The organism is Colwellia sp. BRX8-5, from assembly GCF_014077325.1.
GTDB lineage: Bacteria > Pseudomonadota > Gammaproteobacteria > Enterobacterales > Alteromonadaceae > Colwellia_A.
On sequence record NZ_JACGVR010000027.1, the window covers coordinates 42335 to 56089 of the forward strand.

Annotated in this window: 13 protein-coding genes and 4 tRNA genes; 11 read left to right on the forward strand and 6 right to left on the reverse strand. The window is 38.0% G+C overall.

Going from position 1 to position 13755, the window contains the following annotated elements:
* Positions 1-140: 140 nt before the first annotated feature.
* On the reverse strand, positions 141-2228 hold the full coding sequence (locus tag H4J62_RS15370) for a dipeptidyl-peptidase 3 family protein (protein ID WP_182214843.1): 2088 nt from the start codon (positions 2226-2228) through the stop codon (positions 141-143).
* A 259-nt stretch (positions 2229-2487) separates the two neighbouring features.
* Between H4J62_RS15370 and H4J62_RS15375 the strand changes: the two genes are divergently transcribed.
* Both H4J62_RS15375 and H4J62_RS15380 read left to right on the forward strand, forming a co-directional pair.
* Positions 2488-3312 (forward strand): zinc-dependent peptidase, encoded by an 825-nt coding sequence (locus H4J62_RS15375; RefSeq protein ID WP_182214845.1) that lies wholly within the window; start codon positions 2488-2490, stop codon positions 3310-3312.
* Positions 3313-3578: 266 nt separating this feature from the next.
* Positions 3579-4100, forward strand: a complete 522-nt coding sequence (locus H4J62_RS15380; RefSeq protein WP_182214967.1) for an NUDIX hydrolase — start codon at positions 3579-3581, stop codon at positions 4098-4100.
* 55 nt (positions 4101-4155) lie between these two features.
* Here H4J62_RS15380 and H4J62_RS15385 read toward each other — a convergent pair whose 3' ends face one another.
* A complete protein-coding gene (locus tag H4J62_RS15385; RefSeq protein WP_182214846.1) occupies positions 4156-4476 on the reverse strand; it encodes a GIY-YIG nuclease family protein in 321 nt (106 codons plus the stop codon).
* Positions 4477-4565: 89 nt separating this feature from the next.
* Complete coding sequence (locus H4J62_RS15390) at positions 4566-5510, reverse strand: response regulator (protein ID WP_182214848.1); 945 nt, start codon at positions 5508-5510, stop codon at positions 4566-4568.
* 307 nt (positions 5511-5817) lie between these two features.
* Here H4J62_RS15390 and H4J62_RS15395 point away from each other — a divergent pair, with 307 nt between their 5' ends.
* The 3 genes from H4J62_RS15395 to H4J62_RS15405 all read left to right on the forward strand — a co-directional run bounded on the left by H4J62_RS15395 (position 5818) and on the right by H4J62_RS15405 (position 9257).
* Positions 5818-7422, forward strand: a complete 1605-nt coding sequence (locus H4J62_RS15395) for an ABC-F family ATPase (RefSeq protein WP_070374171.1) — start codon at positions 5818-5820, stop codon at positions 7420-7422.
* Between the two features lie 190 nt (positions 7423-7612).
* Positions 7613-8071, forward strand: a complete 459-nt coding sequence (locus tag H4J62_RS15400; RefSeq protein WP_070374170.1) for a DUF1456 family protein — start codon at positions 7613-7615, stop codon at positions 8069-8071.
* A 4-nt stretch (positions 8072-8075) separates the two neighbouring features.
* Entirely contained in the window at positions 8076-9257 is a 1182-nt protein-coding gene (locus tag H4J62_RS15405; protein ID WP_070374169.1) for a DEAD/DEAH box helicase, read from the forward strand.
* Here H4J62_RS15405 and H4J62_RS15410 read toward each other — a convergent pair.
* A complete protein-coding gene (locus H4J62_RS15410; protein WP_182214850.1) occupies positions 9254-9637 on the reverse strand; it encodes a YkgJ family cysteine cluster protein in 384 nt (127 codons plus the stop codon). The genes H4J62_RS15405 and H4J62_RS15410 overlap by 4 nt on opposite strands.
* A gap of 179 nt (positions 9638-9816) precedes the next feature.
* Between H4J62_RS15410 and H4J62_RS15415 the strand changes: the two genes are divergently transcribed.
* Together H4J62_RS15415 and H4J62_RS15420 are read left to right on the forward strand one after the other, a co-directional pair.
* Positions 9817-10641 carry an SDR family oxidoreductase gene (locus tag H4J62_RS15415; protein WP_070377001.1) on the forward strand — a complete coding sequence of 275 codons (825 nt, stop codon included), beginning with the start codon at positions 9817-9819 and terminating at the stop codon, positions 10639-10641.
* Positions 10642-10699: 58 nt separating this feature from the next.
* The gene (locus H4J62_RS15420) at positions 10700-11230 is read left to right on the forward strand and encodes a redoxin domain-containing protein (protein ID WP_182174330.1); all 531 of its coding nucleotides are present in this window, start codon (positions 10700-10702) and stop codon (positions 11228-11230) included.
* 41 nt (positions 11231-11271) lie between these two features.
* Here the strand turns inward: H4J62_RS15420 and H4J62_RS15425 are convergent, their stop codons facing one another.
* Together H4J62_RS15425 and folD are read right to left on the reverse strand one after the other, a co-directional pair.
* Positions 11272-11760: a glutathione peroxidase gene (locus H4J62_RS15425; protein WP_182214852.1), complete on the reverse strand. Its 489-nt coding sequence runs from the start codon at positions 11758-11760 to the stop codon at positions 11272-11274.
* A 32-nt stretch (positions 11761-11792) separates the two neighbouring features.
* Entirely contained in the window at positions 11793-12644 is an 852-nt protein-coding gene (folD, locus tag H4J62_RS15430) for a bifunctional methylenetetrahydrofolate dehydrogenase/methenyltetrahydrofolate cyclohydrolase FolD (RefSeq protein ID WP_182214853.1), read from the reverse strand.
* Between the two features lie 353 nt (positions 12645-12997).
* Here folD and H4J62_RS15435 point away from each other — a divergent pair.
* From H4J62_RS15435 to H4J62_RS15450, 4 genes are all read left to right on the forward strand, one after another.
* Positions 12998-13074, forward strand: a tRNA-Pro gene (locus tag H4J62_RS15435).
* Between the two features lie 48 nt (positions 13075-13122).
* Positions 13123-13199 (forward strand) — tRNA-Arg (locus tag H4J62_RS15440).
* 17 nt (positions 13200-13216) lie between these two features.
* Positions 13217-13292, forward strand: a tRNA-His gene (locus tag H4J62_RS15445).
* Positions 13293-13350: 58 nt separating this feature from the next.
* Positions 13351-13427, forward strand: a tRNA-Pro gene (locus tag H4J62_RS15450).
* Positions 13428-13755 lie beyond the last annotated feature (328 nt).

Below are 13755 nucleotides of genomic sequence, written 5' to 3' on the forward strand. Positions count from 1 at the left end.
ATATTGCTAATCGACATTATGCCAAAGATAACTTTAAGGATAAAGAGGGCGTTTTAAGCAAAATAAACAAGGCGTATGATTATTGTGATCACACGCCTTGGTTTCTGATAACGTTTACGTTATTTTAAGAGGTTTTGACTTTAGTTTAAAACGGGCAATAAACCATAATCTTTACCATATTCCAACATCTGCTCTTGGAAGTTATCAGGGTAAGTGATTTTAACATTAGTCATTTTATCACCTAGATAAACGGCCTCTAATTTAGGGTTAACAAAACCAGAATATGGTGCTAATTTAAGTTTCTCATAACGGCTCAACACTTCTAAGTGCAATTTTTTGTCAACCTTAACCGCATAGCCTTCAATTAAAGCTTGGCCTGCAGCAAAGTCACCTTCAGACTTTATTCGTTGTAATTCACGTAATAATTGGCCAAATAATGTCCGTAGCTTTTGATAGTCGTTGACAACAAAAAAAGTTTTTCCATCACGAACTCGCTTTTCAATAACATTGTCAGTGGCACCTTTTTCAAATGCCCAACTTGCAATTAACTGGCGGTTACGCATGTGTGCTTCTTCAATATGCTCACCCTCTTTTAGACGCCTTAATTGCAACATCATGCCGTTACGAATATAACTGTCGTAGCTTGCTTTACCCACTTCTAAGCTTGGCATTGCACCCATATCAATTAATTTTTGATCCATAAGATAGTACAAGGCAATTAAGTCGGCGCGACCTTCTTCAAGGGCTGACGAATATTGCTTTAACGTTTCTTTAGGTGTGCCAACGCCTTCGTTAATTTGCCCCGAAGCATGACCAACAACTTCATGTAAATCGGTATGTAAGTGAGACGCTAACGGACCAAATTCTTTGCTGCGGGCAAGTTCAGCATCGTCCCAAACAAACTCGGCTAACGAACCACCTTTTACGTTGTCATAAGCACTAACAATATTAGTTAAGCTTACCGACTTTGAACCATGCTCAGCGCGTATCCAGTTAGCGTTGGGTAAGTTAATGCCAATAGGCGTAGAAGGAGAAGCATCGCCAGATTCAATAACAACGGTAATGGCTTTACCGGTAATACCTTTGACTTCTTTTTTCTTATGGCTTTCAATGAGTGGTGAATTATCTTCAAACCACTGAGCTTCTGCGGCAATCTTAGCAATCACCTTGGTGGCTTCGTGATCTTTTACCGAAACAACGGATTCAAATGAACCTCTGTAAGCTAGAGGATCGTCGTAAACTTCGATGAAACCATTTACTACGTCAACATCTGAATTAACGTCTTTAACCCAAGCAATAGAGTAGTCGTCAAAGTCTTTTAAATCACCGCTTCTATAGTATTTAGATAACAAGGTTAGGGCTTTACGTTGTTGCTCGTTTTCAGCAACGGTTGCTGCTTTATCTAGCCAAAAGACAATTTCACTGATGGCTTTATCGTACATACCACCAACTTTCCACACTTGTTCAACTATCTTGCCGTCAATTTTTACTAATTTAGAATTCAAGCCCCAAGATACTGGACGCTTAGGGTCTACATCGACCTTATTTTTATAAAAGTTTTCAACTTCTTGTTCGGTAACGCCTTCATAATAGTTAACGGAAGAGGCAACAACATTATCAATGTTAGCAGACTGATTAACCATTTTAGGTGCGACCGTTGGGTCGAATAAAATAGGCGTTAGTAAGGCCACTAACTGCTCAGCACTTTGGTCTTTATTTAAGGGTAATTTACCTTTTTCGGCAACTGACATGACATAGCGTTCAAAAGTTTCAGGGCTAAATTCAGGGCTGAATTTACCTGACATATAATGGTGATGAATGCCGTTAGAAAACCAAACACGTTTGGTGTATTCATTGAACTTTTTGAATTCTTCGCTGCTTTTGTCTCCGGCATAATCAGCAATAACCGCTTCTAGTGTATGACGAATGGTGAGGTTGTATTTGTAGTTATGATCCCAAGTAATATCACGACCAGAAAGCGCTGCTTTATAAAGATAAAATAACAATTCTTTAGTTTCTAGAGGCAACTCTTCAAAACCAGGTACTTGATAACGTATAACACGGATATCAGCAAAACGGTCTACCTGCCATTTAAATTCATTGTTGCTAGTTGCTGTCGCCTGATGAGTTTGCTTTGGCTCTGCTTTATTGCTGCTTGTTTCTTGTTCAGAGCAGCCAGAAAAAGCGAGCACAGCTGCTAACGCTGCAGATATTTTTGATAATTTCATGTGGTTTTAATTCCAAGTATTGCCCTGCGATCGAGCCTTTTATTATAAGTATTACTTAACGCTAAAATAATACTCACAATGTCGCAATATGTATACCTGTTAACTTTATTGGCAACAATCAGTATTTAGCTTAAAAGGTTCTTTAAAGGACGGAAAAATTAATATTTAGCGTTTTTAATGATTAAATATAGCGGCAATAGCTTGATATTTAATCATAGCGGACCTACATCATAGTAAATCCTAACCAGTAAAGTTCACTATGTTGTCTTATCTTCTTCCCATATTTATTGGCGTTTTACTTATTGGCTATTCTGTCGGTAAGCCTTACTGGCGAGAATATCAGCGAGATAAAATAAGGCGTCAGCCATTTAAAAAAACATGGCGAAAAATCATTCAACAAAGAATGCCTTATTTTGGACAAATGCCAACAGATTTACAGTTGCAGTTAAAGCAACATATTCAGGTATTCTTGGCGGAGAAAACCTTCGTTGGTTGTAACGGTGTTAAAATAACCGATGAAATACGTATAACTATTGCTGCCCAAGCATGTCTATTGTTGCTTAATCGCAAGACTAATTTTTACCCTAAATTACAAACCATACTGGTTTACCCTCGGGCTTTTATTAAGCAACAGCAAAATATGGGGACTGATGGCTTAAGATACCAACAAAAAGTAGCATTGGCGGGTGAATCATGGGATTTTGGTAAAGTTGTATTATCTTGGCAAGATACTTTAGACGGTGCAAAAATACCTGATGATGGTCGTAATGTGGTCATTCATGAGTTTGCCCATCAGCTAGACCAAGAAAATGGCAGCGCTAACGGTGCGCCTATACTGGATAAAGGGCAGAGCTATCAAGGTTGGTCTGCTGCTTTTTCTCTACAATTTGAACAGTTAAAGATGCAAGCAAGAACCGGAGCACCCTCATTATTTGATTATTACGGAGCAACAAATCCGGCTGAATTTTTTGCTGTTACCAGTGAAGTGTTTTTTGAGCAAGCTAAACAGTTTCATGCTAAGTATCCGATGCTCTATCAGCAACTTAAAAATTATTATCATGTTGATCCTGTTCACTGGGCTTAATATTCATATGACAGATAACATCACTTTAATAATGACAAATCTGGTGATTATTCTAAAGTACTTTATTGATATACCAAATTAATAGCGCAAGCTCCTGTTAGTACTGGGTACTATTTAGGCGGAGCTATAAAATCTTCGGCTAATCTATCTTCACTGTAGTAAGATGCTCATAACTTGTTGTTTAAAATTATTACGGTTAGGGTGTGGAGTTAACAACTTCTTGTTTTAATGGTGATGATTTTCTAGATATTTCTAAAGATCCTGCTATGCGTTTACTAAAATCAACTATTCATCCTGACATTCGTGATATGTCAGCACGCCAATTTACTCGAAAAGCAACGCGGGCTATTGTCTTAAAGGGTGAAGATATACTTTTGCTGTATACAAAGCGGTATCATGATTACAGTTTACCCGGTGGCGGTATCGACGAAGGTGAAAGTAATGTTGCCGGTTTGGTGCGCGAGTTAAAAGAAGAAACTGGCGCGCATAATGTGCAAAATATTCAAGCGTTTGGTTTATATGAAGAGTTTAGACCTTGGCATAAGCCCGACTTCGAACTTATTCATATGGAGTCTTACTGTTATATTTGTTCAATAGATGAAGAGTTACTTGAACCCGAGCTTGAAGCGCATGAAATTAATAATGGTATGCATCCAATTTGGATGAATATACATCAAGCTATTAGTCATAATGAGCAAACAATAGCGAATAGTCTAAAAAAGGGACTTTCTATTGAACGTGAAACTTTTTTGTTAAAGCTTATTGTTAGTGAGCTACTAGTCAAATAGGGTTAAGTGGTTTTATTGTGGCTATTGTCTGGGGCAGGGATGTTTTCTATAAAAATTAGTCAGTACTTACTTCATTAGTAATGGCAATTCTTAAGGTTTCTCTTTTTAATAGTTTTGCTGCGACCTCTGCCGATACTTGGTAAAACTCATTAACGTATTCTTGTGCGTTGAGATATTCGCGTATTTTCTTTTTTATCGCGCACGGGTTGTTACACGCTAAAGAAAATACCAGCGAGTAATCACCTGGCGAGTTTTTTGATAGTAACCGAGCGTATTCGACCGGATCATCTGGAGTACAGCCTATTCTTATCACATCTGAAAAAAAAGAGTGAGTCATCACATAAACGTTACCCGTTGAAACAGTGTCTTTTTCCATGTCTTTTATAAACTTCTTTTTTATATTAAATAGTTTAAAGGTACTTTATCTTTGAAATAAAGTACCTCATCAAATAAATATGTACGGGCTTAAACTACTTTTAAATAGTCTTTAATTATTTTTGCGCCATTACTGGCTTGAATTGGCTTAAAAATAAAACCAGAAACGCCACTTGCTTGGCATTCATCGACGAGTCCTTTATCGGTAACCGAAGACAACATTACCACAGGTACATTTGAGCCACTGGCACGAATAGCTTTCAATGCTTCGTTACCGTTCATCTTAGTCATCACGACGTCCATGAAAAGGAAGTCAGGTGCTTGATTTTTTACCGCTTCTACCGCAGTACTACCATCGTCTGCTTCAATGACATTTTCATAACCTAAACCGGCTAAAAAGCGTTTTATTGCTTTTCGTATCATCGCACTATCGTCAACAAGTAATATTTTACTCTCTAGTGGTAAAGGTGTGCTGTGTGGATTTGCAATGCCTGAGCTTTGTTCTCTTTCAACATTACTGGTTTGAAAATTAACATTACGCACCAATAAATTAAAATAGTAACGACCAACACCTTCAACGGTAATTGGTACAGTTATTATCTCTTTAACGCCTGCTAAGTATTTTTCCATATCTTTAAAATTATGGATAAAATATGGGCTAGAAAAATCAAATTTTAAGTTGTTGCGGCTCAGTAAATCAGTTGCTCGACCAACAATGGTATTGCCCCATTCAGCTAAAGCATTACTTAACTCGTCATTTATTTCTGTGTAATCATATGCTTCATCAAACATATTTTGGCAAACAGAATTACCAATAGCTACTGCGGTTTCTGGGTAATGATGCATCATAATTACCCCATCTAAACAGCCGGTAATATCAGAGCAAACTGCATAACCTTTAAAGCGAAAGTCTTCAACTTTATCCATAAAAGCTTCGCCGGCGCTCCCCGATAAACTGGTCATCGATTTTAAGCTAGCAATAGATTCATTAATGAAAGGATGTAAAGTGACCTTATAAATTGTATCAATAGACATGAAATATCCGCATATATTATTTTTATTGTGCGAATAAAATACTAGAGCAAATAAGGTTTTGCAAGCAAATACCCTAGGCGATTAACGAGCTTTGATTATTTTTTTTAATAATATATCAAGCACTAATCACTTCTGTGTTGATACTGGTGAAAAAACAACCAAAAATTTTAAGGATTAAGTAGAGAAAATAGAGTTTTTACTGTATAATGCGCCACTTTATTTTGATGGTCTTAAATATGTTTCTATTTTTGCTATCTTCACCGTTGCTGGTTAACAATTTTAGTTAGCACTATTTAGGAATTTATCTTTGATCACTACATCTAACATTACAATGCAATTTGGCGCAGAGCCTTTGTTTGAAAACATTTCGGCTAAATTTGGCAATGGTCACCGCTACGGTTTGATCGGCGCAAATGGTTGTGGCAAGTCTACATTCATGAAGATACTCAGTGGTGACTTAGTACCAAGTTCGGGCAATGTCTCGGTTAGTACTGGCAACAAAGTAAGTACGTTGGGTCAAGACCAGTTCGCTTTTGAACAACACAATGTTATTGACACTGTTATTATGGGTGATATGCCATTATGGAAAGTAAAGCAAGAAAGAGATGCTATATACGCACAAGCTGAAATGAGCGAAGCCGATGGTATGCGTGTTGGTGACTTAGAAAGTGAATTTGCTGAAATGGACGGTTACACCGCAGAAAGTCGCGCAGGTGAAATACTACTAGAAGCAGGTATCGAAGAATCTTTTCATTATGGTTCAATGCAACAAGTTGCTCCAGGTTGGAAACTTCGTGTTTTACTTGCGCAAGCCTTATTTGCTAACCCTGATATTTTATTACTCGATGAGCCAACCAACAACTTGGATATCCATACCATCAGTTGGTTAGAAGCTGAGTTAAACAAACGTAAATGCACCATGATTATTATTTCTCATGATAGACATTTTCTTAATTCAGTATGTACACATATGGCTGATATTGATTACGGTGAATTACGCGTTTATCCGGGTAATTACGAGTTCTTCTTAGCGCAGTCTGGTTTGTTACGCGAGCAGTTATTAGCCGGTAATGATAAAAAAGTTGCTGAGATCGCTGAGTTGCAAGACTTTGTTAACCGTTTTGGCGCTAACGCTTCTAAAGCGAAACAAGCAAGTTCTCGTGCTAAGAAAATGGATAAAATTAAACTTGATGATGTAAAGTCTTCAAGTCGTATCACCCCAAAAATAGCTTTTGCCCCTGGCAAGAAAATGCACAGACAAGCACTAGAACTTGAAGGTTTAGCGCATGGTTTTGACGGCGTTACTTTGTTTTCTAAAGGTGATTTATTGTTAGAAGCGGGTGCTAAATTAGCTATCATCGGAGAAAACGGTGTTGGTAAAACAACGTTACTTCGCTGTTTAATGAGCGAGTTAGAGCAAACTGAAGGCGTTGTTAAATGGTCTGAAAATGCCTCTGTGGGTTATTGTCCACAAGATAGTGGTTCATTCTTTGACAATGACTTAACATTGATGGAATGGATGTCGCAATGGCGTAGACCTTGTCACAATGATTTAAGTGTTCGTGGCATGCTAGGACGTATGTTATTCACTGATGATGATGCTAACAAGAAAGCACGTAACTGTTCAGGTGGTGAGAAAAATCGCTTGTTATTCGGTCGTTTAATGATGGCTGATATCAACGTATTAATTATGGATGAGCCGACTAACCACATGGACATCGAAGCGATAGATGCATTGAACAATGCGCTAAAAGACTTTGAAGGTACGTTAATTTTTGTTAGCCATGACCGTGAGTTTGTTTCTAGCTTAGCAACCCGTATTATCGACATTAAAGATAAAAAGCTTGTTGATTTTCAAGGTTCGTTAGATGAATATCTTGATAGCCAAATACAGGCTCAAAAAAGAGCTTAGTCCTCTTTTAGCTGAGTTATTTGATTGTTGAAAACGCCTTTAATGGCGTTTTTAACGCTTTAACTAAGCACTATTTAATAGACAAAAAAATGAGTTAGCAAACATTTAAAACGAGTGCGCTATACTCTCTACCACTCTGAAGACAACTCTACTGCTGCCTTCACCTTAACAACGTTCTCTAGGTCTAAACATGATAAACAATGATATTCTTCGTCGCTTAAGTACTTTACTTGATTTTGATGACGAAAAAACCCGTGCCGTCTTTAAATTAAATGCTTGTGAAATATCAGCAGAGCAATTGGTTTGTTTTTATAAAGAAAAAGACGATGAGACTTATGTTGAACTACTTGATGTAGAATTTGCTAGTTTCCTCAATGGCTTGATTGTTGAAAGAAGAGGCGCAAAAGAAGGGCCACAAGCGGTTCCTGAAGCTGTCTTAACTAATAACGCTATTTTTAATAAGTTAAAAATTGCTTTTTCTCTACAAGCTGATGAAGTGATTGATACGCTTGAATTAGCCGAGTTGAGCTTAACCAAATATGAATTAAGTGCATTTTTTCGAAGCATCAATAATAAACATTATAGAGATTGTAGTGATGAAGTTTTATCGACCTTTATTAAAGGTTTAAAAATTAAACTTCAAGGATAGTATTATGCCATTTTCGACACTGGGATTAAGTGAACCGCTTTTAAAAGCACTTGCTGACTTAAAATATGGCGAGCCAACGGCTATTCAGAAAAAAGCCATTCCGGTTATTTTATCGGGAAAAAACCTTGTTGCTGCAGCGCAAACAGGTACCGGTAAAACGGCCAGTTTTGTTTTACCAATACTTGAAAAACTTAATACCGAACGAAAATTACGTGGCAAACGTATTCGAGCGCTTATTCTTACCCCAACACGTGAACTTGCCGTTCAAGTAGAACAAAGTATCCGTGATTATGGTAAGTATTTAGACCTAAGCTCGATGGCAATGTACGGTGGTACTGACATTGAACCGCAAAGGCAGAAGCTTATTTGGGGGGTTGATATTGTTGTTGCGACTCCCGGGCGATTACTTGATATGGCTCATCAACGTGCTCTGCATTTTGATGAACTTGAAGTCCTTGTTTTAGATGAAGCTGACAGAATGCTTGATATGGGTTTTATTGAAGATATTAATAAAATCATTGAACGTTTGCCACTCGAACGTCAAAACTTATTATTTTCAGCCACTATTTCTGATGATGTTCGAACGTTATCAAAGCGTACCTTTAGTAATGCGACAGAAATCTCTATCGGCAATAATAGCGCCTCTAAACCTAAAATTGATCAATGGTTAATAACGGTTGATAAAGGTAATAAGTCGGCATTACTGAGCCATTTAATTATTGAACATCAATGGCAGCAAGCGCTGATCTTTATCGAAACAAAACACGGTGCAGCTAAACTTGTTAGCCAGCTAGAAAAACGTGGCATTAGTGCCGAGTCTATTCATGGTGGCAGAACACAAGCGATGCGAGAACAAGTTCTTAATGACTTTAAAGCCGGTAAAATTAAGTTTCTTGTCGCTACAGGTATTGCTTCACGCGGTCTTGATATCGGCGAGCTCACTCGAGTGGTTAATTACGACTTACCTGATCAAGTCGATGACTATATTCACCGTATTGGCCGAACAGGGCGAGCGGGAGCCTCTGGAGAAGCGGTATCATTTGTAGCCAAGGATAATTTTAGAAACTTGTGTGCGATAGAAAGCCGTTTAGGGCATGTTATTAAACGCAAAGAATTTGAAGGATTTCCAGTCAAAAAAGTGGTGCCACTTTCTATTCTAAATTATGTGCCAAAAAATAAACGTTAACTGCGGCTCATTAATTTATTAAGTTTGTATTGCGCTTGTTGGGGATGGGTTAAATCGATGATTTCTATCATTTCACACTCATCCCTGAGCATCTCACTGACATTACTCGGATAATCCCGGCAGTCTTCAGGGCGGTCTTGATAAATTGCGCAAGTATATTTAACTTGCTCGGTAGCATCTTGGTTAGGCATTTTTTCTAGGAAAGGGCACTGTGTCAGTTGTTTACCGGTTTGAGGATTAAACCAAATCTTATCTTTTATTACATATTGATGAATATGAGGGCGAAAAATTTCCCACATCTCAATATCTTCAATCGAAGCTGCTATGCCTCCGTCGCCATATTTTATACAGCATTTTCCACATTGATTACAATCTTTCAATGGTTGCTTAACTCGTTTTAGTGTTTAAACAAAAGTGTATCATGTTAGCCTAACAATTATTGCGCTGGGCATTCGTGTTTCTCTATACAATTAATTATCTCGCCTTGTACTGATTTGATATCCCCAGTATGCTCACCGACAATAAAGCAAATTTTCGAATTATAGGTAATAATAACAGCGTGAAAAAATCTATTTTAATAACAGGTTGTTCAAGCGGTATTGGTTTAGATGCGGCTCTGACGTTATCAACAAGAGGCTATCAAGTTTTTGCTACCGCAAGAAAACAAGCCGATGTTGTTATGCTACAAGAAAAAGGTTTAACCGCTTGCCAGCTTGATTTAACCCAAGTTGACAGTATCCATGCGGCACTTGCTTTTGTGCTCAATGAAACTGGGGGGACATTAGATTTTCTTTTTAATAATGGTGCCTATGGTCAACCGGGCGCATTAGAAGACTTACCAACTCAAGCGCTTATAAGCCAATTTGAAAGCAATGTTTTTGGCTGGCACGAGCTGACTAAACAAGTTATTCCGGTTATGCGCAAGCAAGGTCATGGCCGAATTATTCAATGTAGCTCAGTGTTAGGCTTTGTTTCTATGGCTTATCGTGGTGCTTATAATGCCTCAAAATATGCTGTTGAAGGTTTGTCTGACACCTTAAGGTTAGAATTGAGATCAGCGAATATCGCAGTGATACTTTTACAGCCAGGTCCCATTAATACTCAATTTCGCGCCAATGCCTTAAGTGCTTTTACAGCCAACATTGACGCTAAAGACAGTGCCCATCATCTTGAGTATCAACAACAAATAGCAAGGCTGGCCAGTAAAACCTCGAATGCAAAATTTACCTTAGAAGCGGCAGATGTCACCAAAGCGTTGATCCATGCCTTAGAGAGTAAACGCCCGAAAATAAGATACAGAATTACCGTGCCTACTAAACTATTTGCCGTATTCAAACGTATACTACCGACAAGTTGGCTCGATAACCTTTTAGCTAAAGGTTAATGAGCTAAAATAAGGTAAACTAACAAAAAATATTATTCATTTTTAAAAGGTAACTCTGATGAAAAGAACATCAAAAGTAGTTTGTACATTTTTAGCATTAATGACGAGCTTTAGCTTGTTAGCCTCTGATTTAAAAGTGGGAGAGCAAGCACCAGATTTTAAATTGCAAGCCACCAATGGTGATTATTACCAACTTAGTGACTACCAAGGTAAGCAAGCGGTTGTTTTAGCTTGGTATCCAATGGCTAACACGCGTGGTTGTACCATAGAATGTAAGTCATTGGTTGAGAAAGGGCATTTGATCAGAGCGTATAATGCAAGTTACGTTATGGCCAGTGTTGACCCATTAGATGACAACAGAGATTTTGCTAAGAAAACCGGCGCAGACTTTCCGATGTTAAGCGATCCGACAAAAGCGACTGCAAAAGCCTACGATGTGTTGAATATGATGCAGGTTGCTAGTCGTGTGACATTTTATATTTCTAAAGAAGGTAAAATCTTGAAAATAGATGATGATATTTCGCCAAGAACAGCGGCAGAAGATATTGCCAGTAACCTTGAAATGTTAAAAGTAGCAAAAGCTCAATAAGATAATAAGAGCAGCCAACACTTTTGGCTGCTTATTATAAGTTACTCAGCGAGTAACTTTTCTATATCCGCTTTAATGCTAGTCGGTTTAGTGGTTGGCGCATAGCGTTTAACTACTTGGCCTTTCTTGTTCACTAAAAACTTAGTGAAATTCCACTTGATGCTCTTAGAACCTAGTATTCCAGGTGCTTGTGCCTTTAAAAAGGTAAAAAGAGGGTGAGTGTTGTCGCCATTGACGTCAATTTTATCAAATAATGGGAATTTGATATTAAACGTTAGATCACAAAACTGCTGTATTTCCTCATTACTGCCTTTTTCTTGTTGCTTAAACTGATTACAAGGAAAAGCTAAAACCGCTAAACCTTGTGTTTGATACTCACTGTAAAGTGATTGTAAACCTTCATACTGAGGCGTAAATCCGCAGGCACTTGCCGTATTTACAATAAGCATTACCTTACCTTGGTAGTCTTTCAACTCAACGGTTTCTTTTTTATTGTTCAGCGCATTAAACTGATAAATAGCGTCAGACATTGGTTATTCCTTTATATTAAGCGGCTTAAAATTTAGTGAAATTCTTCACAAGCTATCAAAGTGTTCTCGATTAAACTTGCTACTGTCATTGGGCCTACGCCGCCAGGTACGGGCGTAATATAAGCGGCTTTCGTTTGAGCTATATCAAAACCTACATCACCAACAAGTTTGCCATTGGCCAAACGGTTAATCCCCACATCAATAACAATAGCGCCAGCCTTAATCCATTCTCCAGGAATGAACTCAGGTTTTCCTACGGCCACAACAAGTAAATCAGCGTTACGTATTTTATCTTCAAGATTTTTAGTGAATCTATGCGTGGTGGTTACTGTGCAACCGGCCAGTAATAGTTCTAATGTCATTGGACGACCAACAATATTTGAAGCACCGACTATAACCGCTTCTAAACCATGTGGGTCTATACCGGTAGTCTCTATCAGCTTGATAATGCCCTTAGGTGTACAGGGGCGCAATCCTGGTTGACGAAGTGCTAGTTTGCCGACGTTGAATGGGTGGAAGCCATCAACATCTTTTAAAGGGTTAATATGCTCGATAATTAAATTAGCATCTAAACCTTTTGGTAAAGGGAGCTGAACAAGAATACCATCAATATTTTCGTCATTATTTAATTCATCAATTAAAGTAAATAATTCAGCTTGAGTGGTTGTTGGGGGCAGATCATATGAGCGAGAAAGAAAACCAACTTCTTCACATGCTTTACGCTTACTACCAACATAAACTTGTGAAGCAGGATCTGAGCCGACTAATATCACGGCTAGCCCGGGAGGTCGTAAGCCATTTTTAACGCGTACTGCTACTTTTTCTTTTACTGAGAGCCTAAGCTGCTGAGCAATATATTTACCGTCTATAAGAGTTGCTGTCATGATAGTTTCTATTAACTTAGTTAAATGATGAAAAACGACACTATTTTCGCATAAAAACCTGGACTGTTATAGCTACTGTTCTTATAAATGGTCTTTTATTCGGTAATATATCGTCAAATGAAGATTTAAAAATAAAATATACGCTTATCAAGTATGCCAAAAACTGAATTTATTGATAATTGAAGAGTTGCTATATTTATAGGCAATAAGTGCTGATTATCAAGCGGCTTGTTTTAAAAGTGAGCAAACGGTTATTTTTTTATAAAAAAGGTTTGACGGGACTCAGGCAACTAGGTAATATCCGCATCCGTTGAAAGGGGCATATTTTTAGTTCTTTTAAACGCAGTACATATCGGTGATTAGCGCAGCTTGGTAGCGCACTTGGTTTGGGTCCAAGGGGTCGCAAGTTCGAATCTTGCATCACCGACCACTTTTTTAATTATTTTTAATAACTAAAAATTTGGCCTGTAGGTAATGTGCGCCCTTAGCTCAGCTGGATAGAGCAACGCCCTTCTAAGGCGTGGGTCGCAGGTTCGAATCCTGCAGGGCGTACCAAACAGTATTTTACAATGGTGGCTATAGCTCAGTTGGTAGAGCCCCGGATTGTGATTCCGGTTGTCGAGGGTTCAAGTCCCTTTAGCCACCCCATTTTTTCTCAAGAAATGGTGATAAAATATTGTAGTAAAGTAGGTTAAGTAGAAAATGTCGGTGATTAGCGCAGCTTGGTAGCGCACTTGGTTTGGGTCCAAGGGGTCGCAAGTTCGAATCTTGCATCACCGACCACTTCTTATTTTATATGCCTTTTATCTTTTTCATCTCCCGTTATACACTTCTATTTACAAATCATAAATTTAATCTAGAACAACTCTTTAACTATCAGCTACACCAATTTTAATGCACTTTAAATTTAATTTATTACATTTAAATGAAGTCAGCACACACTGTTTTTACTCGTTTTATCACCCATTTAAAAAATAAGTCAAAAATAACGTCATTAAAGGGTCGACTCTTATATCAAGCATCGCTATAATTTCGCGTCATTATTTTAAAATCTAGGTCTATATCATGCCTTTTAAACCTCGCTGAGCGAGGAACTATTTATTAGTGTTGG

What these genes read in the sequence shown, in the direction of transcription:
- H4J62_RS15370 (WP_182214843.1), bottom strand. Translation starts at nt 2,228, where the DNA reads ATGAAATTATCAAAAATATCTGCAGCGTTAGCAGCTGTGCTCGCTTTT.
- H4J62_RS15375 (WP_182214845.1), top strand. Translation starts at nt 2,488, where the DNA reads ATGTTGTCTTATCTTCTTCCCATATTTATTGGCGTTTTACTTATTGGC.
- H4J62_RS15380 (WP_182214967.1), top strand. Translation starts at nt 3,579, where the DNA reads ATGCGTTTACTAAAATCAACTATTCATCCTGACATTCGTGATATGTCA.
- H4J62_RS15385 (WP_182214846.1), bottom strand. Translation starts at nt 4,476, where the DNA reads ATGGAAAAAGACACTGTTTCAACGGGTAACGTTTATGTGATGACTCAC.
- H4J62_RS15390 (WP_182214848.1), bottom strand. Translation starts at nt 5,510, where the DNA reads ATGTCTATTGATACAATTTATAAGGTCACTTTACATCCTTTCATTAAT.
- H4J62_RS15400 (WP_070374170.1), top strand. Translation starts at nt 7,613, where the DNA reads ATGATAAACAATGATATTCTTCGTCGCTTAAGTACTTTACTTGATTTT.
- H4J62_RS15405 (WP_070374169.1), top strand. Translation starts at nt 8,076, where the DNA reads ATGCCATTTTCGACACTGGGATTAAGTGAACCGCTTTTAAAAGCACTT.
- H4J62_RS15420 (WP_182174330.1), top strand. Translation starts at nt 10,700, where the DNA reads ATGAAAAGAACATCAAAAGTAGTTTGTACATTTTTAGCATTAATGACG.
- H4J62_RS15425 (WP_182214852.1), bottom strand. Translation starts at nt 11,760, where the DNA reads ATGTCTGACGCTATTTATCAGTTTAATGCGCTGAACAATAAAAAAGAA.
- folD (WP_182214853.1), bottom strand. Translation starts at nt 12,644, where the DNA reads ATGACAGCAACTCTTATAGACGGTAAATATATTGCTCAGCAGCTTAGG.